The 19,382-nt window shown below is 66.2% G+C and carries 18 protein-coding genes and 1 riboswitch; of the genes, 12 read left to right on the top strand and 6 right to left on the bottom strand.

Going from position 1 to position 19,382, the window contains the following annotated elements:
* Positions 1-3: 3 nt before the first annotated feature.
* Both MTR66_RS18395 and MTR66_RS18390 read left to right on the top strand, forming a co-directional pair.
* Positions 4-1,668, top strand: a complete 1,665-nt coding sequence (locus MTR66_RS18395; RefSeq protein ID WP_243923685.1) for a M28 family metallopeptidase — start codon at positions 4-6, stop codon at positions 1,666-1,668.
* A gap of 3 nt (positions 1,669-1,671) precedes the next feature.
* On the top strand, positions 1,672-2,238 hold the full coding sequence (locus tag MTR66_RS18390) for a septal ring lytic transglycosylase RlpA family protein (RefSeq protein ID WP_243923684.1): 567 nt from the start codon (positions 1,672-1,674) through the stop codon (positions 2,236-2,238).
* A 66-nt stretch (positions 2,239-2,304) separates the two neighbouring features.
* Here MTR66_RS18390 and MTR66_RS18385 read toward each other — a convergent pair whose 3' ends face one another.
* Together MTR66_RS18385 and MTR66_RS18380 are read right to left on the bottom strand one after the other, a co-directional pair.
* A complete protein-coding gene (locus tag MTR66_RS18385) occupies positions 2,305-2,511 on the bottom strand; it encodes an FmdB family zinc ribbon protein (RefSeq protein ID WP_243923682.1) in 207 nt (68 codons plus the stop codon).
* A 67-nt stretch (positions 2,512-2,578) separates the two neighbouring features.
* Positions 2,579-3,025 (bottom strand): globin domain-containing protein, encoded by a 447-nt coding sequence (locus MTR66_RS18380; RefSeq protein ID WP_243923680.1) that lies wholly within the window; start codon positions 3,023-3,025, stop codon positions 2,579-2,581.
* A 105-nt stretch (positions 3,026-3,130) separates the two neighbouring features.
* Between MTR66_RS18380 and MTR66_RS18375 the strand changes: the two genes are divergently transcribed.
* The 4 genes from MTR66_RS18375 to MTR66_RS18360 all read left to right on the top strand — a co-directional run bounded on the left by MTR66_RS18375 (position 3,131) and on the right by MTR66_RS18360 (position 6,962).
* Positions 3,131-3,553, top strand: coding sequence for an Rrf2 family transcriptional regulator (locus MTR66_RS18375; RefSeq protein WP_243923677.1), 423 nt, complete (start codon positions 3,131-3,133; stop codon positions 3,551-3,553).
* A 71-nt stretch (positions 3,554-3,624) separates the two neighbouring features.
* On the top strand, positions 3,625-3,789 hold the full coding sequence (locus MTR66_RS18370) for a hypothetical protein (protein ID WP_243923675.1): 165 nt from the start codon (positions 3,625-3,627) through the stop codon (positions 3,787-3,789).
* Between the two features lie 249 nt (positions 3,790-4,038).
* Positions 4,039-6,195: a M3 family metallopeptidase gene (locus MTR66_RS18365; RefSeq protein ID WP_243923673.1), complete on the top strand. Its 2,157-nt coding sequence runs from the start codon at positions 4,039-4,041 to the stop codon at positions 6,193-6,195.
* 155 nt (positions 6,196-6,350) lie between these two features.
* Positions 6,351-6,962 carry an HdeD family acid-resistance protein gene (locus tag MTR66_RS18360; protein WP_243923672.1) on the top strand — a complete coding sequence of 204 codons (612 nt, stop codon included), beginning with the start codon at positions 6,351-6,353 and terminating at the stop codon, positions 6,960-6,962.
* Positions 6,963-6,979: 17 nt separating this feature from the next.
* Here the strand turns inward: MTR66_RS18360 and MTR66_RS18355 are convergent, their stop codons facing one another.
* From MTR66_RS18355 to MTR66_RS18340, 4 genes are all read right to left on the bottom strand, one after another.
* Complete coding sequence (locus MTR66_RS18355; RefSeq protein ID WP_243923671.1) at positions 6,980-7,720, bottom strand: ABC transporter ATP-binding protein; 741 nt, start codon at positions 7,718-7,720, stop codon at positions 6,980-6,982.
* Positions 7,717-8,682, bottom strand: coding sequence for a FecCD family ABC transporter permease (locus MTR66_RS18350; protein ID WP_243923670.1), 966 nt, complete (start codon positions 8,680-8,682; stop codon positions 7,717-7,719). Before MTR66_RS18350 ends, MTR66_RS18355 begins: the two co-directional genes overlap by 4 nt.
* Positions 8,679-9,536, bottom strand: coding sequence for an ABC transporter substrate-binding protein (locus MTR66_RS18345; protein WP_243923669.1), 858 nt, complete (start codon positions 9,534-9,536; stop codon positions 8,679-8,681). The genes MTR66_RS18350 and MTR66_RS18345 overlap by 4 nt, the downstream gene beginning before the upstream one ends.
* A gap of 86 nt (positions 9,537-9,622) precedes the next feature.
* The gene (locus MTR66_RS18340) at positions 9,623-11,452 is read right to left on the bottom strand and encodes a TonB-dependent receptor plug domain-containing protein (protein WP_243923668.1); all 1,830 of its coding nucleotides are present in this window, start codon (positions 11,450-11,452) and stop codon (positions 9,623-9,625) included.
* 109 nt (positions 11,453-11,561) lie between these two features.
* Positions 11,562-11,741, bottom strand: a riboswitch (cobalamin riboswitch).
* 206 nt (positions 11,742-11,947) lie between these two features.
* On the opposite strand from MTR66_RS18340, the gene MTR66_RS18335 reads away from it, so the two are divergent.
* From MTR66_RS18335 to MTR66_RS18310, 6 genes are all read left to right on the top strand, one after another.
* Positions 11,948-13,099, top strand: coding sequence for a cell wall hydrolase (locus MTR66_RS18335; RefSeq protein ID WP_243923667.1), 1,152 nt, complete (start codon positions 11,948-11,950; stop codon positions 13,097-13,099).
* A 207-nt stretch (positions 13,100-13,306) separates the two neighbouring features.
* On the top strand, positions 13,307-13,669 hold the full coding sequence (locus MTR66_RS18330; protein ID WP_243923666.1) for a hypothetical protein: 363 nt from the start codon (positions 13,307-13,309) through the stop codon (positions 13,667-13,669).
* A gap of 377 nt (positions 13,670-14,046) precedes the next feature.
* Positions 14,047-15,009: a malate dehydrogenase gene (gene mdh, locus MTR66_RS18325; protein ID WP_243923665.1), complete on the top strand. Its 963-nt coding sequence runs from the start codon at positions 14,047-14,049 to the stop codon at positions 15,007-15,009.
* A gap of 120 nt (positions 15,010-15,129) precedes the next feature.
* The gene (gene sucD, locus MTR66_RS18320) at positions 15,130-16,020 is read left to right on the top strand and encodes a succinate--CoA ligase subunit alpha (protein ID WP_243923664.1); all 891 of its coding nucleotides are present in this window, start codon (positions 15,130-15,132) and stop codon (positions 16,018-16,020) included.
* Positions 16,021-16,209: 189 nt separating this feature from the next.
* Positions 16,210-19,062, top strand: a complete 2,853-nt coding sequence (locus MTR66_RS18315; protein ID WP_243923663.1) for a 2-oxoglutarate dehydrogenase E1 component — start codon at positions 16,210-16,212, stop codon at positions 19,060-19,062.
* Between the two features lie 8 nt (positions 19,063-19,070).
* Positions 19,071-19,382: biotin/lipoyl-containing protein (locus tag MTR66_RS18310; protein WP_327194527.1), on the top strand; the 312-nt coding region annotated here is incomplete at its 3' end.

Genomic DNA, 19,382 nt, shown 5'->3' with positions numbered 1-19,382 from the left:
CCCATGCTGAAAATGGGATATATCGCGCTGGCAACGGCGCTGGGCGCAGCCACGGCGCAACCGGCCTTAGCCAAAGTCTCCGTCGATGCGGATCGCATCGTGGAAGATGTGAAGACACTGGCTTCGGACACGTTCGAAGGCCGCGCGCCCGGCACCGTGGGCGAGGAGCGCACGATCGGCTACCTGATCGCGCGGATGCAGGACACCGGGCTCGAACCCGCCGGACCGGACGGGCAATGGGTGCAGACGGTGCCCCTGCTGCACACCGCCCTGCAACCTGCGAAAACCATGGCCTTCACTACGCCCAATGGCACGATGCCGGTAGCACAGGCCAAGGATGTCTACGTCTCCACCGTGCGGGCCGACGACGAAGCCGTAATCGCCAAGGCGCCAGTCGTCTTCGCCGGCTACGGTGTCGATGCCCCCGAACGCGGGTGGGACGATTTCAAGGGCGCGGATCTCAAGGGCAAAGTCGTCGTCTTCCTCGTCAACGACCCCGATTTTGCCGCGGCCAAGGGCGAAGCGCCCTATGGCAAGTTCGGCGGGCGGACGATGACCTATTACGGCCGCTGGACCTACAAGTTCGAGGAAGCCGCGCGGCAAGGCGCCGTGGGCGCGCTGATCGTGCACGAGACCGAGGCGGCGGGCTATGGCTGGAACGTCGTGATCAGCCCCGGCGGTGAGAACTACGATATCGTGCGCAAGCCGGAAGATCTTACCACCCTCAAGCTGCAGGGCTGGATTTCGGGCGATGCGGCGAAGGCGCTGTTCGCGAAGGCCGGGCTCGATCTGGAGAAGCTGCGCACCGATGCCCGCAAGGCCAGCTTCAAACCGGTGCCGCTCAAGGGCGTTACCTTCGATGCCGATGTGCCGGTGACGCACGAACAGATCGCCAGCCACAACGTGCTCGGCCGCATTCCCGGCACCTCGCATCCGGACGAAGTGGTGATGTTCGGCGCGCACTGGGATGCCTATGGCAAGGGTGCGCCCGATGCGCAGGGCCGGATCTATCGCGCCGGGGCCAATGACGATGCGCTGGGCATTGCCGGTATCCTCGACATCGCGCGGGCCATGAAAGCCGGGCCGCCGCCGCAGCGCAGCGTCGTCTTCGCGGCCTGGACTGCCGAAGAGCGCGGGCTGCTCGGCTCGGAGTACTACGCAGCGAACCCGGTCTATCCGCTGGACAAAACCGTCGCCAACCTCGCCATCGATATCCTGCAAACGGCAGGCGCGGCGAACGACGTGGTTCTGGTGGGCAAGGGGCAGGACACGCTGGAAGACGACATGGCGCGCGTCGCCGCCACGCAGGGGCGCACGGTCACGCCGGAAAGCCTGCCCGAACGCGGCCTGTTCTACCGCGCCGATCACTTCTCCTTCGCCAAGCGCGGGGTGCCGGTGATGCTGCTGATGGGCATCGCGGGGGCCGCCGATCTGAAGCAAGGCGGACGCGAGGCCGGGCAAGCGTGGATCGATGCCTATACCGGCCAATGCTATCATCAGGCCTGCGATGCCTATGGCCCGGACTGGAACCTGACCGGCGCGGTTCAGGATATCGATCTGATCGGCACTATCGGCGAAGAACTGGCCCATTCGCGGCGCTGGCCCGAATGGAAGCCGGGCTCCGAATTCAAGGCAATCCGCGACAAGAGCGCGAACCAGCGGGACTAGCTCATGCGGATCCGGCTCCTTGTCCCCGCCCTGCTGGCCCTTTCCCTCTCCGCCTGCGGAGCCGGAGTGCATTACCGGCCGGTCAGCGATACGCCGGTGCGGATCGGGCGGCCCTATACGATCCGCGGCGTCACTTATGCCCCGCAGCGCCAGCCGGGGTACGATATGCTCGGCTATGCCACATGGTACGGCAACGAGAGCGGGAACCAGACCGCCAATGGCGAACGCTTCCGCCCCAGCTGGATCACCGCTGCGCACAAGACGCTGCCGCTGCCCAGCTATGTCGAAGTGACCTCGCTCGATACCGGGCAGCGGATCCTCGTGCGGGTGAACGACCGGGGGCCGTTCGGCGATAGCCAGCGGATCATCGATCTGTCGCGCGGCGCGGCCGAACTGCTGGGCGTGCGGGTGAAAGGCAAGGCGGCGGTGCGGGTGCGCGTGGTCGAGCCTGCAGAGAAGGACCGCAAGGCGCTGCGCAAGGGCAAGCCCGCGCGTAAGCTCTCTCCAATTTCGCGGCGGGCGCTGGCCAATCTGCAGGCGCAGTTCGCACGCGGCGTCGGCCCGCGCTGACGGGACAGGCCGGCGCCGCGCGCCATTGTCGCGTTTACGACATTACCGAATTACCGGCGAACGGCTTCAGAAGTTGCTGAAATGCCCTTCGCGCCGCGCCTGCGCCCGCGCGGAAGCAATGATCGCCTTGGACTTTCCCGGCGGAGAAACGCGCGAAATCAGCCTGTTGACCGTGGTGCTTCCGCATGTGGGGCAGACCGGCTGATCGCTCGCCCGCATCAGCAGTTCGAAATCGGCGGCGCAATCGGGGCAGTGGAAATCGTACAGGGGCATCGGGTTTCCCGGTCAGTTTGAAAGGACGGGAAGCCCGATGCCAGTTTCGTGCCAGATGCGGCGCCTGTCAGGCCGCCCGTTCTTCGTAAAGCGCGGCTTCCTTGGCGATCAGGATATCGGCGAGGAACCAGTAGGCCTCTCCCCACGCGGCGAGAACCTCATCGGTAGCAGCGTCACCCAGCACGTCGCGGATCGCGGGCAGCAGCGCTTCGGCCACAAGCGGATAGTGCTCTGCCTTCACCCCGGTATCGCAATGCCGCTCCACCATGCGGCGCACCGGCGCATCGAGGTTCTGCAGCTTGTCCACATTCTGCGCATAGGCCAGGATCGCAGCGGCAAGGCGGCGCGGCTGCTCCCCCGATTCCTGTGCCGCCTGATCGAACATCGCCTTCACCGCCCCGTTCGTGAACAGACGCTCGTACATACGCGTGGTGATCGCGACGCCGTGCGCCTGCAGCGCGGGCGCCGTCGCCTTGACGGTGGCGATGGTCTGTTCGGAAAGCGCTGCGGCCATGTCGTAGCTCCTCTTCCATAAAAGATGCGATTCGAATGCATCTATACGCACGCGCAAAAAGATGTAAATAGAATGCATCATAATTCACATGGAAGGACCTGCCCTTTGCGCCTGACCGCGCACACCGATTACGCCCTGCGCATCCTGCTTCACGCCGCGCTGCTGGCGGACAAGGATGCCGATGGCCTGCTTTCCATCGCCGAGGTTGCCGAATCCCACGCGATCTCGCGCAATCATGCGATGAAAGTGGTGAACCTGCTCGCCAATGCGGGCCTGCTGGAAACGGTGCGCGGGCGCAGCGGCGGCTTCCGCCTGGGCAAACCGGCGCAGGATATCCGCCTGGGCGATGTCGTGCGGCTGACCGAGCCATGCCTTTCCCCGGCCGACTGCACACATTGCCTGCTACGCCAGACTTGCGGGCTGACGGCGATCCTCAACCGCGCAATGGGAGCCTTCCTCGACGAGCTCGACAAGCAGACGCTGGCCGATGCGGCAGCTGCCTCGCGCCTGCCCATGCTGGCGCTCTGACTCCATTTGGGCACTCCGGCCGGGAACTTTTGCCTGCCCTGCGGCGTTTTCTCTCCGAGAGGAGAGATGTCATGAATATCGGAGCCGAAATCCCCTTCCGCCGCAGCCGCCGGGGGCATGACGCAACCGGGTCGCTGATCTTCGACCGCGAGCGTGAGAACCGCGTGCGCGAGGAGAAGGAATCGGAAGGTGCCGCAATGCGCGTGTGGATGAACGGGCACTTCTGCAAGCCCTGACACGCCTCTTCCCCTTTTCGCGGCAGCGCCGGGCGTAACAAGTTTGCGCGCCGGATCGCTGCCGCTTTGCATTTCCGCGCCTGCCTCGCGATCTGGCGAAACTCTCGTGCATTCGCTGTGCATCCCCTTGCAAAGCGGCGGATTCTCGGTTTCAAACGGCGCCCATGACCACTCCGGCAGCCCACCGCGCCGCATCTTTTGCTGCGCCCTTCCCCCATTCCGGCTGCCGCACCCCTGGAGAGCATGACAATGAAAATCCGGCTTATGGCCGCCGCCGCTCCGTTCGCCCTTGCTGCCACGCTGGGCGGCGCGGGCGCAACCGTGCCTGCTGAGGCCGAAACGGCCGCCGCGCCTGCCTACAATGGCCCCTTCGCGCAAGCGAGCACCCTGCCGTTCCACGCGCCCGATTTCGCCACGATCAAGGACAGCGACTATCTGCCCGCGCTCAAGGCCGGGATCGCCGCCAAGCGCGCCGAGATCGCAGCCATCGCCGGCAATCCGGCCAAGCCGACGTTCGAAAACACCGTCGTCGCCATGGAGCGCGCGGGAACCCTGCTCTCGCGCGTGGAAAGCGTGTTCGACCAGCTGGTGAGCGCCAACACCAACGACACGCTCGATGCCACCGACACCGCGACGTCCCCCAAGCTCACCGCACTGAACGACGAGATCTATCTCAACGACAAGCTCTTCAAGCGTGTGAAGGCCGTGCATGACAGCGCCGAGGGCAAGGCCCTGACCGGCGAGGATGCGATGCTGCTCAAGACCACCTATGCCAAGTTCGTGCACCGCGGCGCCGAGCTGGACGCGGCGCAGAAGGCGAAGCTCAAGCAGATCAACCAGCAGATCGCCGGACTGGAGACGCAGTTCTCGCAGAAGCTGACCGCAGGCACCGATGCCGCCGCGCCGGTGTTTGACAGCAAGGAGCAGCTCGCCGGTCTGCCCGAAGCCGATATCGCCGCCGCCGCCAAGCTCGCCGAAGCGAAAGGCATGCCCGGCAAGTACGTGCTGGCTCTGCTCAACACCACGCAGCAGCCCGCGCTGGCGCAGCTTACTGATCGCGCAAGCCGCAAGAAAGTGTTCGAGGCCAGCGTGACGCGCTGCACCAGCGGCGCGGACGACACCACCGGCGTGGTCAGCAAGCTGGCCGTGCTGCGCGCGAAGAAAGCCGAACTGCTCGGCCTGCCCAACTTCGCGACGTTCCAGATGTACGACCGCATGGTCAACACGCCCGCCAAGGCCACGGAATTCATGAAGGGCTTCGTCCCCGCGCTCGGCGCCACCCAGTCGCGCGAGGAAAAGATCCTCACCGAAGCGGCCAAAGCCGACGGCATTGCCAAGCTGGAGCCGTGGGACTGGGGCTTCTATGCCGAGAAGGTGCGCAAGGCGAAGTACGATCTCGACGATGCGCAGATCAAGCCCTACTTCAACGTGTGGAACACGCTGGAAAACGGCGTGTTCTATGCCGCCACGCAGACTTACGGCATCACTTTCAAGCGCCGCACGGACCTGCCGGTCTATCACCCCTCGATGCGGGTCTACGAAGTCTACGACAAGGACGGCAGCCCGCTCGCGCTGTTCTATTTCGATCCCTATGCCCGCCCCAACAAGCAGGGCGGCGCCTGGATGGGCAACTTCGTCGAGCAATCCGACCTGCTGGGCAACAAGCCGGTCGTGTTCAACACGCTCAACATCACCCCGCCCGCCAACGGCCAGCCGCCGCTCGCCACCTGGGATGACGTGACGACGATGTTCCACGAGTTCGGCCATGCCCTGCACGGCATGTTCGCCAGTCAGAAGTACCCCTCGCTCTCGGGCACCAACACGGCGCGCGATTTCGTGGAGTTCCCCAGCCAGTTCAACGAGAACTTCGCCACGGTTCCCGCCGTGCTGCAGCACTTCGCGAAGAACGAGAAGACGGGCGAGACGATCCCCGCCGCGCTGATGCAGAAGATCCAGGCGGCGGCGAAGTGGAATCAGGGCCTGTCCTTCGGCGAGCTGCTGGAAGCCTCCATGCTCGACATGGACTGGCACACGCTGACCCCGCAGCAGGCCACCCAGCCGCCGCTGGCTTTCGAGGCCAAGGCGCTGGCGGCGATGAAGGCGGAAGGCCTGCACACCGCGATGATCCCGCCGCGCTACCGCACGCCCTATTTCCGGCACATCTGGAGCAACGGCTATTCGGCGGGTTATTATGCCTACAACTGGACCGAAATGCTCGCGCACGACGGCTGGGACTGGGTGGAAAAGCACGGCGGCATGACCCGCGCCAACGGCGACCACATCCGCGCCACCTTCCTGGGCCAGGGCCACAGCAAGGACTATTCGGTGATGTACCGCAACTTCACCGGCCACGATCCGCGGCTTGAACCGATGCTCGAAGCGCGCGGGCTGACCGGCGGCGAGTAAACCGCACGCGCCGCAAACAGGCGCTCCAGCATTGCAGCAAAAACGGCCCGCCGCCATGGGCTCCTCCGGGAACCAAGGCGGCGGGTCATTCGTTGCGGCCACAGGGACAGGGCGGGTGCAATCTCAACAATGGCAAGTCCGATGGAGATTTGATCATGGCAAACGCGCCAGCCCAGCCGTTCCCCGATACGCCACTGCCCGAATGGGACTTGTTCTGGCTGCCGCACCACAATTCCGGCTGGTTTCTGGTGCGCGGCGTGCTGGCCATCCTGTTCGGCATTACCGCGCTGCTTCTGCCCGGAACCGCCGTTCTGGCCGCCGCGCTCGTATTTGCCGCCTTCACCTTTGCGGACGGGCTGTTCTCCCTGATCAGCGGATTGCGCGGCGCCCGCCATCACCGCGAACGCTGGGGCGCGCTTATCTTTAACGGGCTGACGGGAATAGCCGTCGGAGTGCTGTTCGTGCTCTGGCCGCTGACAAGCACGATGGCCTATGCCTTCCTGCTCGTGGCCATCATGGCCGCGTTCTATCTGACAACCGGCATTGGCCAGATCGCGGCAGCCATCCGCCTGCGCAAGGAGATGGAAGGGGAATGGGTGCTGGCTCTGCTGGGCGCCAGTGCCATCGTTCTGGGCGCGGCGCTGATCTACATCCTGTGGGCCCACCCCGGCGTCACGCTGCTGACCGTGGCCTGGCTTATCGGTTTCTACGCTCTGATGTCCGGTGTATTCCTGATCGCGTTATCGATCCGGCTGCGGCGCGCCTAAAGCGCTTTTCGGCCGATCTAACCCACCGACAGCGCGCGGGCGCCCGGTTCGCCCACCCAGCGGGCGGGGCAGCCCCAGACCCGTTCAACCACTTCGGAGCCGAGCGCGAATTCGGGGGCGCCGTCGGCGGCGAGGCTGCCCTTGTCGAGCACGATCACCCGGTCCGCGTGGTTCATCGCCATCGCCAGATCGTGCAGCACCAGCACGACCCCGCGCCCCAGGTCCGACTGCTCGCGGAAGCGGCGGACGAGCGAGGCGGCATGCGCGAGGTCGAGGCTGGCCAGTGGCTCGTCGGCCAGCAGCCAGCTCGGCTCCGTCGCCAGCACCCGCGCCATCAGCGCCCGTGCGCGCTCGCCGCCCGAAAGCTGCGAAACGCGGCGGTGGCGGAAGGCATCGAGGTCCATTGCCGCGATCGCCTCATCGACGGCGGCCTGCGCCTCACCGCGCCCCGCATTACGCCAGGGCAGCCGTCCCAGAGCGACCAGCACTTCCACCGAGAGATCCCAGGCCACTTCGGGCGATTGCGGCAGATAGCCGATGGCACGCGCGCGAACGTCATGGCGCAGGCTCTCCATCGGCTTTCCGCCGAATGCGATATGCCCCGTATCGGGCGGCACCAGCCCGGCAAGGCAGGACAGCAGCGTGGACTTGCCCGCGCCATTGGGCCCGCAGATCGCGGTCACTTCGCCCAGGTGGAAAGTCAGCGTCAGCCCCGCGATGCGCGCGTCCACGCCCAGATCGAGCGTCTGCAGGCTCATATCAGCCCCCTGCGCATACGCAGCAGCAGACGCAGGAAGAACGGCGCGCCCAGCAGTGCAAGCGCAATGCCCAGCCTCAGTTCGCCGCCGCGCAGCGGCATCACCCGGCACAGGCAGTCCGCCGCCAGCAGCAGCAACGCGCCTGCCAGCGCGCTCGGCACGATCAGCGAGCTGGGGCGCCGGTCCGTCAACGGGCGCACCATGTGCGGCACCATCAGCCCGACGAAGCTGATAATCCCCGCCACCGCCACACTCGCTCCCACGGTCAATCCGATCCCGAAGATCATCAGCGCCTGCAACTGGCGGGGATCGACGCCCAGCGAGCGCGCCGCCGCTTCGCCCAGCGCCAGCGCGTCAAGACTGCGCCCGGCCGCGATCAGCACGCCGATCCCGGCCAGCGTGAACGGCGCCGCGATCCAGACTTCGCGCCAGGAGCGGTCGGCCACCGCGCCCATCAGCCAGGTGACGATCTCACTCATGGCGAACGGGGTGGGAGACAGGCTGATGGCAAGGCTCATCAACGCGCCGGTCAGACTGGAGAGCATCAGGCCGGAAAGCGTGAACAGGGCAATGCCGCCTTCGCGCCCGGCGATCAGCGCCAGCAGCCCCATGGCTCCGCCCGCGCCCGCCAGCGCGAAAAGCGGCAGCACCCAAGGCGTGGCGGCATAACCGGTCCAGAAACTGAGCACCGCGCCCAGCGCCGCGCCCGGGGCGATGCCGAACAGGCCCGGGTCCGCCAGCGGATTGCGCAGAAACCCCTGCATCGCCGCGCCCGCAGCACCCAGCCCGGCCCCCAGCACCAGCGCCAGCACCGCGCGCGGCAAGCGCAACTGCATCAGGATCAGTGCAGCGTTCTGCGTGTGCGGCACGAAGGGATTGATCCAGACGCGCCCCGCCAGCAGCGACAGCGGCACGGCCAGGGCCAGCGCGGCCAGCAGCAGTAGTATGAGACGGCGGTTCATGATCCCGCCACAGCCCGCCGCACATGCGTCAGCCGCGCCAGCGCGCGCGGGATGGTGGGGCCGCCGCACCACAGCAGCCCGTTGTCGAACGGCACGCGCGCAGTGCCCTTCAGCGCGTCGAGCGCCGGGTGGTAGAGCATGTGGTCCTGATTGGAACGGGCATTGCCGACCGCGAAAATGACCTTGGGCGGATTGGCGAGCACGCGTTCGAGCGGCAGGTAATCGGCCTGCGACAGCCCGCGCGCGGCAACCCCGTTGGAGAAACCGGAACGGCCGAGCAGGTCCGCGATCAGCGTATCGTTGCCCGCGACGATCCCGCCCGATTCCCACATCAGCGCCGGCAGCGGCGCGGCTCCCGCGGGAGGCGCGCTTTGGGCCAGCGCCGTCTCTATGCGCTGCACCAGCGCGTTCCCGGCAGGGGCGTTTCCGGCCAGCGCGGCGAGATCACGGACTTGCTGTTCGGCGGCTGGCACGTTCGCGGGGATCGGGAACGTCACCACGCGCATGCCCAGATCGCGCAGCGCCTGCTGCGTCGCGGGTGGCAGGAAACTGCCCGCAACCACCACATCGGGTGCCAGCGCGGCCACTTCCTCCACCGCGCCCGACGTCGCCTGAAAGCGGCGCGCCAGACCGGGGTCCATCGAGCTGGAGGCCGGGTCCTGACTGTAGTGCGAAATGGCCAGAAGCTGCCCCGGCACGGTCACTTCGGCCAGGATCGCATCGGTGCAGGGGTTGAGCGAAACAATGGACGGCTGACCGCCCCCGGCCTCAGCCCCGGTCCGGCCGGACACGCCCGGCAGCGGCGCCTGCGAACAGGAGGCCAGCAGCATCCCCAGCACAGGCGCAATCAACATGGATATCCTGCCGCTGTTCCGGCGCATCCGGAACAGCGCACCTCCCCGCAGCCAAGCAGCGGGGAGGAACTTTGGATGGTCTGGCGTCAAATCTTCACCCGGATACCGGCGTAAGCCGCGCGTCCCGGCGTGCCATATGTGCGCACGACCTCGTAATGTTCGTCGAACAGGTTTTCCACGCGGCCATAGACCTCGACATTCTGCGTCACCGAATAGGACCCGCGCACCCCAACAATGGCATGGCCATCCAGATAGGCCGTATTGGCCGTATCGTCATAGCGCCCGCCGCCTACACGCAAATCCGCGCCGAGCTTCAAGCCGAGATCCCAGCTCTTGTCCAGACTGGCATAAAAGCTGCTCCGCGGCCGCCGGGCCAGCCGCGCGCCACTGTCCCGGTCTTTGGCATCGAGGTAGGTATAGGCCAGATTGACGTCGAAGCCCTGCCAGTTAACCACTTGCATGCCCAGTTCCAGCCCCTGAGCGCGGGCCCGGCCGACATTGTAGTAGTTCCAGTTAGCGAGATCGTAGTCGATCAGGTTCTTCGTCTTCCGGTCGAAGTAAGTGACGGTGAAGCGCCCCGTGCCTGCGGCGAACGGTTGTTCCACACTCACATCCCAGCCCTTCGAGGTCTCCGGATCGAGCGCGCGGAACCCGGCATTTGTGTAGAGCTGATAGAGCGAAGGCGCCTTGAAACCCTCGCCATAGCTGGCCCGCAGCACCGGCGCCTCATCGCCCTCGCCGATCACCCAGGCGCCATTGGCAGCGAAAGTAGTCTTGTGGCCGAAGTCCGAATTGTCGTCGTAGCGCAGACCGCCATTGAGCGTCAGCCCGGCCAGCGGGCGCAGCGTCAGGTTGCCATAGATGCTGTCGATCGACGTGGAGTCCTTCGAACCGTAGTTGTCGTCGAACTTCTGCTTTTCGGTCTCGGCGCCGATCAGGATCGAGGCCATCTCCACCGGCGCAAACGAGACCTGCCCTTCGACGCGCTCGACGCGGCCATTGGTCTCGTATGGGCCGAACACGGCATCGTCGGAAATGCGGCGGGTATCGGTAAGGCCATAGCCCAGCCGCGCGTTCAGGCGGTTATCGAGGCCCGAATAGCGCACGTTCGCATAGCCCAGCGCATCGCGCTTGAGCCCCACGTTCAGCGCATCGGCGCCGGTGTTGTCGTAGTCGTAATTGGCCTTGGTCCAGTAGCCGCCCACGTCGGCGGTAAGGCCCTCGACCAGTTCCACTTGCGCGCGGCCATGGGCGGCCTTGCTTTCGAAACCGTCCTTCTCGGTGCCGCCCAGCCGCTCGTCGAAGGCCGAATAGCCATCGCCCTTCATCCACTGGCCGCCCAGCGTGAGGCCGACCGGCCCCAGCATGCCCATCGCCGAGCCGCTCACCTGCCGCCGGTCGCGCCAGCCATATTCGGCCTGCGCGCGGCCGGTCCATTGATCGGTGGGGCGCGCGGTAATGAAATTGATGACGCCGCCGATCGCACGGCTGCCCCACAGCACGCCCGAAGCGCCGCGCACCACTTCCACCCGGTCGAACTGACCCACGGTGAGCGCGCCGTAATTGAAGCCGCCGCCGACGTCGCCCGGATCGTTCACCGGCACGCCGTCAATCAGCACCAGCGTCTGGGCATTGTCCGCGCCGCGGATGAAGACGCTGGCAGGCTGGCCGAAACCGCCCGAAGGCGAAACCGCGACGCCCGGCAGGCGCGCGAGCACGTCGATGGCCGTGGTGGCCTGAGTGCGCTCGATATCGTCGCGGGTGATGACACTGACCGACTGGCCGATCTGCGTGACCGGCGTAGGTTCGCGCGTGGCAGTGACGACGATGGGATCCAGCCCTTCCCCGGCCGCATCGTCCGCCATCGCGGGGGTGGCCACGGTCATCGCCGTGCCCAGCAGAAACAGATACTTCATATAGACCTCCAACCTGAACGAACTGCCGTTCATGGCGGAGGCACGCTCTTTACGGCGCGCGTCTCGCTGCATTCCGGTACCCCCGCCCGGCGCGGAACGACCGTCTCCGGGCAGGTCTCCTGGCTCCCGGGTCTCTGCCCGCTCCCGCCTTCCCAGCCATCCCCTTGGGGGACATGCGGCCAGTGGCATATCGAGCGCGGACTTCCCGGTCACAGTTGCGGGGACAGCGCCGGATTTGAACCGGCTTCCCTCTTCGGCCCTGCTTCCCTTGCGAAAAGCGCGGACAACCCTTGACGTGCGGGCGCCGATAGAGGCGCCCCCGGAGCTTGGCAAGAGCGCCCGCAAACGGGTTCTTAAGGGGCTTAAGCCTATCACGCCCCGCTGTCCCGCAAAGGGACGGTCCGCGCAGTGCCGGTGCGGTTCTGGCAGAGCTGGGTTAGAGCCCGCCTGCGCCCGTATATCTGCGCCGCTTCTTGCCGCCGCGAAAGGAACCGAGTGCCCGCAGCCGCCGCCTCCCCTGCCCCCCTATGGGCCGAACGGGAAGAGCCGCGCCCGCGCGATTTTACCGCACGGATTTCCCGCCGCGCGCACGGGGCAGGCCGCAAGCCGGTGAGGATGCAGCGCCGCTGGACGCTGGGCGTCACGGTGCTGGCCGCCGTGGCCCTGCCCGCGTTCGCCGCGCCGGGCGGGTGGGACCGCTTCCGCATCGCCGATGCCACAGAGCCCGAAACCGCCGTCGTGCCGATGCCGTTCGAGCGGGCCGGATCGAGCTTCCCCGGCTCTGCCTTCTATTATCTCGAAGCCGAACAGCCGGTGCCGCAAGTGGGCGAAGGCATCCACTCGGACGCGGACGATAGCGTCTCCGGCCCGGCGTCCGGCAGTTCCCCCTCGGCCCGGCCGCTGCGGATCGGCGGTTCGGGCGCCGACCACGCCCGCGCGCTGCAGTGCATGACCGCCGCGATCTATTACGAAGCCGCCAGCGAATCCACCGCCGGACAGCGCGCGGTGGCGCAAGTGGTGCTCAACCGTGTGGCGCATCCGGCTTACCCGGATACAGTCTGCGGCGTCGTCTATCAGGGGTCCGAGCGGCAGACCGGCTGCCAGTTCTCCTTCACCTGCGACGGCTCGCTGGCCCGCCAGCCCGTCCCGCTGTTCTGGAACCGCGCGAGAGCGATCGCGCGCGCGGCGCTGGCAGGCAGCGTCTATGCCCCGGCCGGGCTGGCGACGCATTATCACACGGTCCAGGTGAACCCGTACTGGGCGGCAAGCCTGCACTATCTGCGCACCATCGGCGAGCACCGCTTCTACAGCTTCAACGGCGCCGCCGGGCAGCCGGGCACGTTCCACTATGCCTATGCAGGCGGGGAACCGGCGGCCCAGCCGCACGCCCGCACGTATAGCGCCGAGGCGGTCCCCGCCCCCGATCCCGTAACCTTGCAGCGCACGTTCGCCGCTGCGGAACAGCCTGCGGCGGCCACGCCCTCCGTCCCGGTTCCGGCGGTTGCCACGGCAGTCCCGGCCTATTCCCGCGAAGCGCGCGAGCATGGCGGCGATGCGGCATACCGCGCCCGCAACCTCCCCGAATCGCACGGCATCAAACCCGAGTTCGCCAACTCCGGCCGCTGGATCGCGCAGCCTGGAAGCTAGGCGCAGAACCTGTCACCGGCACCGCCGCAGTGCCCGTTTATGACCAGCGCGCTAACAATACTTAACAGCTTTCAAGGGGTTAGCATCGGTAGATGCCCGCAGGACAGTGATGAACATGTGAGCAACCAAAGCTTCTCACCAATGCTTAGCGCCTGCCCCGCTAAGAGCAGTGTCCATGCAGCTGACACAATTCGAGGCCCCCTGAAAATGACCATCCGTTTTGCTGCTGCCTGGGGTGGAGCGACCCCGGCGATCATGCGGTCGCTGTGCCGCTCGGCTCCCCTGGGCGCAGTCAATGACAATCACCGTATGCTCACCGTGCGCCGTATCGCCCGGCGGCCCGCGCGCGTCATCGCGCCGGTGGAAGGCGATGGAGAGATCCTGACCGAAGCCTTGCGCCATTTCGGGCGCCACGGCCATGCCGCCGCGGCGAAAGCCCGCTCCGAAGCTATTGCCGCCCACACCGGTGGTGATCACAAAGGCCGCGACCGCTGGATCGCGATCTGCCGCCAGCTCGACCGGCGCATGGCCTCGTCCTGCGAACTGAGCCTGCTCAGCGAAGACGGCTGAAAGACCGCCCCGATCCCTGCGCATGCGTCTTGCCGCAGCCCGTCACTTTCGGGCCTGCGGCAAGACGCATGCGTATCGCCTCGCTGCCCACTCCGGGCGCACCGGGCCAATTCCCTTGCCTAGCGGCGCCGGTTTTCCGAAACGGACAGGTGGCGGAAAGCCTTGACTTTGCGATTCTTGCGCAGCACTATTGATACTGCGAACTGTTATCAATTAAATCCGTCGCCATTGCCATGAAATGCGTCGTTTAGCGGTTGCAATGCCCGCATGAGGGGCGTAGGGCCCGCTCTGCAAACACCGGCGCCTGCCTTTCGCGGGATGAAGCAGGCCGTCACGAAGTCCGTCAATCCCGCCATTGGGAAGGACACGCTCGCATCATGGCTCGTAAGAAGATTGCCCTCATCGGCGCCGGCAATATCGGCGGCACCCTCGCGCACCTCGCTGCGCAGAAGGAACTGGGCGACGTCGTCCTGTTCGACATCGCCGAAGGCCTGCCGCAGGGCAAGGCGCTCGACCTGTCGCAGTGCGGCCCCGTGCAGGGCTTCGACGCCAAAGTCACCGGCACCAACGATTACAAGGACATCGAAGGCGCGGACGTGATCATCGTCACCGCCGGTGTCGCCCGCAAGCCGGGCATGAGCCGCGACGACCTGCTGGGCATCAACCTCAAGGTCATGAAGTCGGTCGGCGAAGGCATCAAGACCTATGCCCCCAACGCATTCGTGATCTGCATCACCAACCCGCTCGACGCGATGGTCTGGGCGCTGCGCGAATTCTCCGGCCTGCCGCACAGCAAGGTCGTCGGCATGGCCGGCGTGCTCGACTCGGCGCGCTTCTCGACCTTCCTCGCCTGGGAATTCGGCGTCTCGGTGCGCGATGTGACCAGCTTCGTGCTCGGCGGCCACGGCGACACCATGGTGCCGGTGGTCGAATACTCGACCGTCAAGGGCATCCCCGTTCCCGACCTCATCAAGATGGGCAAGACCACGCAGGAGCGCATCGACGCCATCGTCAAGCGCACCGCGGGCGGCGGCGGCGAAGTCGTCTCGCTGCTCAAGACCGGTTCGGCCTTCTACGCGCCCGCCGCTTCGGCGATCTCGATGGCCGAGAGCTACCTTGGCGACCAGAAGCGCATCCTGCCCTGCGCGGCCTACCTCGAAGGCCAGTACGGCGTTGACGGTCTCTACGTCGGCGTGCCGGTGATGATCGGCAAGGACGGCGTCGAGCAGATCATCGAAATCGAACTGGACGAGAAGGCCAAGGCCGGCCTCCAGGTCTCGATCGACGCGGTCAAGGAACTGCTGGTGGCCTGCAAGGGCATCGACGGCGACCTGGCCTGAAACATTCCGGCCCTGCGGCACCGGCTGGATGATCCGGCTGGCACTGCGGGGCCCTCTTAGTTACTTGGCACCTCCCCGGCCCCAAGCGGCCGCTTCCAGGCTCAGGAACAGGAAAATCCGATGTCCATCCTCGTAGACAAGAATACCAAGGTCATCACCCAGGGCATGACCGGCTCGACCGGCAGCTTCCACACGCAGGCCGCGCTCGATTACGGCACGCAGATGGTTGCGGGCGTGACCCCGGGCAAGGGCGGCACCGAACACCTCGGCCTGCCCCAGTTCAACACCGTGCATGAAGCCAAGGCCGCGACCGGCGCCACCGCTTCGTGCGTCTATGTGCCGCCGTTCGGCGCCGCCGACGCGATCCTCGAAGCGATCGATGCCGAGATCGAGCTGATCATCTGCATCACCGAAGGCATCCCCGTGCTCGACATGATCCCGGTGAAGCGCGCGCTGACCGGTTCGAAGTCACGCCTGATCGGCCCGAACTGCCCCGGCGTTCTCACGCCGAACCAGTGCAAGATCGGCATCATGCCCGGCAACATCTTCTCGGAAGGTTCGGTCGGCGTCGTCTCGCGCTCGGGCACGCTGACTTATGAAGCCGTGTTCCAGACCACCAATGCAGGCCTTGGCCAGACCACTGCGGTCGGCATCGGCGGCGACCCGGTGAACGGCACCAACTTCATCGACGTGCTCGAACTGTTCCTGGCTGATGACGATACCAAGTCGATCATCATGATCGGCGAAATCGGCGGCTCGGCCGAAGAAGAAGCCGCGCAGTTCCTCAAGGACGAGGCCAAGCGCGGCCGCAAGAAGCCGATGGCCGGTTTCATCGCGGGCCGCACGGCGCCTCCGGGCCGCCGCATGGGCCATGCCGGTGCGATCGTCTCGGGCGGCCAGGGCGGCGCCGAAGACAAGATCGCGGCGATGGAAGAAGCGGGCATCCGCGTCTCCCCCTCGCCGTCGCTCCTGGGCGAGACCCTGATGGAAGCCCTGAAGGAAACCGTCTGATTTTCTCCGGCGGAGCGCGGGCCTAGGGAATTTCCCCGGTCCGCGCCCCACCGGACAATAACCATAAGGCGTACAGACGCCGTACAACATTGTGGACTGGCGGCATTCCTCCCCGGAACCGGACAGCCCGAAACCAGATTGCTCGATTGCGGCGGCCGTTATGGCTCCGACGCGCGAAAGGTGCTTCCGATGGGCAACGAAAATATGGATTTCACCCCCGACATGGGCCTCGACGAGCCGCAGGCCGGCCCCAGCTGGCAACGTGCCAACTGGCCCCGCGTAGGCGCGGAGTTCGAGGACGACTGGACCCAGGGTCTCGATCCCACCGCCCTCAAGGCGAAGATCGAGAAGGCCGCCGCCAAAGGCGGTGCCAAGGTTGACCAGGCCCGTCTAGACGAAGCCGCCGCCGACGCCATCCGCGCGATGATGCTGATCCGCACATATCGCGTGCGCGGTCACCTCGCCGCCGATCTCGACCCGCTCGGCCTCAACCAGCGCCAGCTTCCGGCCGATCTCACGCCCGAGTACCACGGCTTCACCGGCGCCGCGCTGGACCGCCAGATCTATGTCGGCGGCAATCTCGGCCTCGAATGGACGACCATCCGCGAACTCGTGCAGATCCTGCGCGCGAACTACTGCGGCAAGGTCGGCCTTGAGTACATGCACATCTCCGATGTCGAGGAGCGCCGCTTCCTGCAGGACCGCATGGAAGGCGCCGACAAGGAGATCGAATTCACCGCCAACGGCAAGAAGGCGATCCTGCAGGCCGTCGTCCGCGGCGAGCAGTACGAGAAGTTCCTCGGCAAGAAGTACGTCGGCACCAAGCGCTTCGGCCTCGACGGCGGCGAATCCATGATCCCGGCGCTGGAAAGCGTCATCAAGTACGGCGGCCAGCTCGGCGTGCGCGAAATCGTTTACGGCATGGCCCACCGCGGCCGCCTCAACGTGCTCGCCAATGTGATGGCCAAGCCCTACAAGGTCATCTTCCACGAATTCTCCGGCGGCACCGCCAATCCGGAAGACGTGGGCGGCTCGGGCGATGTAAAGTATCACCTGGGCACCAGCACCGACCGCGAGTTCGACGGCATCAAGGTGCACATGAGCCTGATGCCCAACCCCAGCCACCTCGAAACGGTGGACCCGGTGGTGCTGGGCAAAGTCCGCGCCTACCAGACCATCCACGACGATATCGGTGACGACATCGGCCCCGGCGCGAAGCACAAGCAGGTGCTGCCGGTGCTGATCCACGGCGACGCGGCTTTCGCGGGCCAGGGCGTGGTGTGGGAATGCTTCGGCCTGTCCGGCGTGGCGGGTTACAACACCGGCGGCTGCCTGCACTTCGTCATCAACAACCAGATCGGCTTCACCACGTCGCCCGCTTTCGCGCGCAATTCGCCCTACCCGACCGATGTCGCCAAGGGCGTGCAGGCGCCGATCCTGCATGTGAACGGGGACGATCCGGCCGCGGTGACGTTCGCCTGCAAGCTGGCGATCGACTACCGCCAGACCTTCGGCCGCGACATCGTGATCGACATGTGGTGCTATCGCCGCTTCGGCCACAACGAAGGCGACGAGCCCAGCTTCACCCAGCCGCTGATGTACGCGCAGATCAAGAAGCATCCGCCGGTCAGCAAGATCTACGCCGAGCGCCTCAAGGCCGAAGGCGTGATCGACGATGCCTTCCTCGCCGAGACCGAAGCGGGCTTCACCGCCCACCTCGAAGAGCAGTTCGAGGCGGCCAAGACCTACAAGGCGAACCAGGCCGACTGGTTCGGTGGCCAGTGGAGCGGCTTCAACAAGCCCGCCGATCCCGAAACCGCGCGCCGCAACGTGCACACCGGGATCGAGGGCAAGCTGTTCGACAGCCTTGGCCGCGTGCTCACCACGGTTCCCGAAGACCTCACCGTCCACCGCACGCTGAACCGCGTGATCGACGCCAAGCGCGAAATGTTCACCAGCGGCGAAGGGTTCGACTGGGCCACGGCCGAGGCTCTGGCGTTCGGTTCGCTGTGCTCCGAAGGCTACGGCGTGCGTCTGTCGGGTCAGGACTGCGAGCGCGGCACTTTCAGCCAGCGCCACGCCGTCTGGGTCGATCAGAAGAGCGAGCGCAAGTACATCCCGATCGAAACGCTGCCCCACGGCCGCTTCGAAGTGCTGAACTCGACGCTCTCCGAATACGGCGTGCTCGGCTTCGAATATGGCTATGCCAGCGCCGATCCCAAGACGATGGTGCTGTGGGAAGCGCAGTTCGGCGATTTCGCCAACGGCGCGCAGATCATCATCGATCAGTACATCGCCGCCTCCGAAGCCAAGTGGCTGCGCGCCAACGGCCTGGTGATGCTGCTGCCGCACGGCTACGAAGGCCAGGGGCCGGAGCACTCCTCCGCCCGTCTGGAACGCTTCCTGCAGCTCTGCGCCAGCGACAACATCCAGGTGTGCAACATCACCACGCCGTCGAACTATTTCCACGTTCTGCGCCGTCAGATGCACCGCCCGTTCCGCAAGCCGCTGGTCATCATGACTCCCAAGTCGCTGCTGCGCCATCCGATGGCGAAATCGAAGGCAGAGGACTTCGTGGGCGAAGGCCACTTCTTCCGCATCCTGTCCGACCCCAAGATGCCGGCGGACAAGGACACCAAGAAAGTGATCCTGTGCTCGGGCAAGGTCTTCTACGACCTCGCCGAGGCGCGTGACGAGAACGAGATCGACGATACCCAGATCATCCGCCTCGAACAGCTCTATCCCTTCCCGGGCGAGCCGCTGGCCTTGCGCCTGTCGCGGATGAAGAACCTCGAAGAGATCGTCTGGTGCCAGGAAGAGCCGCGCAACAACGGCGCCTGGTTCTTCGTGGAATCGCTGATCGAGGAAGCCGCCAAGGAAGCCGGGGTGAAGGCCCCGCGTCCGCGCTATGCCGGACGCCACGCCTCCGCCTCCCCCGCCACCGGCCTTGCCAAGCGCCACACCGCCGAACAGGCCGCGCTGGTCGCCGATGCGCTCCACCTTTCCGTCCGTGACGAACTACGACGCAAGCAGAAGGCTTGAGATAAACCATGTCCACCGAAGTCAAGGTCCCAACGCTCGGCGAGTCCGTCTCCGAGGCCACCATCGGCCAGTGGCTGAAGCAGCCCGGCGAACCCGTTGCCGCCGACGAGCCCATCGCCAGCCTGGAAACCGACAAAGTCGCCATCGACGTCATGGCCCCGCACGCGGGCGTGATGGGCCAGCAGCTCGCCGCCGAGGGTGACACCGTCACTGTCGACGCGCTGATCGCCACGATCGAGGAAGGCTCGGGCGCCGCCGCGGCTCCCAAGCCCGCCGCCAAGGCCGAAACGCCCGCGCCTGCCGCCGCCACCCCGGCTCCG

Source organism: Novosphingobium beihaiense (assembly GCF_022832375.1).
Classification (GTDB): domain Bacteria; phylum Pseudomonadota; class Alphaproteobacteria; order Sphingomonadales; family Sphingomonadaceae; genus Novosphingobium; species Novosphingobium beihaiensis.
Note: the sequence above shows the minus strand (reverse complement) of the source record. Positions and strands in the feature narration are given on the sequence as shown.

Coding starts and splice junctions, on each gene's coding strand:
- sucD (WP_243923664.1), top strand. CDS start 15,130: ATGTCCATCCTCGTAGACAAGAATACCAAGGTCATCACCCAGGGCATG.
- MTR66_RS18340 (WP_243923668.1), bottom strand. CDS start 11,452: ATGAAGTATCTGTTTCTGCTGGGCACGGCGATGACCGTGGCCACCCCC.
- MTR66_RS18345 (WP_243923669.1), bottom strand. CDS start 9,536: ATGTTGATTGCGCCTGTGCTGGGGATGCTGCTGGCCTCCTGTTCGCAG.
- MTR66_RS18360 (WP_243923672.1), top strand. CDS start 6,351: ATGGCAAACGCGCCAGCCCAGCCGTTCCCCGATACGCCACTGCCCGAA.
- MTR66_RS18350 (WP_243923670.1), bottom strand. CDS start 8,682: ATGAACCGCCGTCTCATACTACTGCTGCTGGCCGCGCTGGCCCTGGCC.
- MTR66_RS18365 (WP_243923673.1), top strand. CDS start 4,039: ATGAAAATCCGGCTTATGGCCGCCGCCGCTCCGTTCGCCCTTGCTGCC.
- MTR66_RS18330 (WP_243923666.1), top strand. CDS start 13,307: ATGACCATCCGTTTTGCTGCTGCCTGGGGTGGAGCGACCCCGGCGATC.
- mdh (WP_243923665.1), top strand. CDS start 14,047: ATGGCTCGTAAGAAGATTGCCCTCATCGGCGCCGGCAATATCGGCGGC.
- MTR66_RS18390 (WP_243923684.1), top strand. CDS start 1,672: ATGCGGATCCGGCTCCTTGTCCCCGCCCTGCTGGCCCTTTCCCTCTCC.
- MTR66_RS18355 (WP_243923671.1), bottom strand. CDS start 7,720: ATGAGCCTGCAGACGCTCGATCTGGGCGTGGACGCGCGCATCGCGGGG.
- MTR66_RS18315 (WP_243923663.1), top strand. CDS start 16,210: ATGGGCAACGAAAATATGGATTTCACCCCCGACATGGGCCTCGACGAG.
- MTR66_RS18370 (WP_243923675.1), top strand. CDS start 3,625: ATGAATATCGGAGCCGAAATCCCCTTCCGCCGCAGCCGCCGGGGGCAT.
- MTR66_RS18385 (WP_243923682.1), bottom strand. CDS start 2,511: ATGCCCCTGTACGATTTCCACTGCCCCGATTGCGCCGCCGATTTCGAA.
- MTR66_RS18395 (WP_243923685.1), top strand. CDS start 4: ATGCTGAAAATGGGATATATCGCGCTGGCAACGGCGCTGGGCGCAGCC.
- MTR66_RS18380 (WP_243923680.1), bottom strand. CDS start 3,025: ATGGCCGCAGCGCTTTCCGAACAGACCATCGCCACCGTCAAGGCGACG.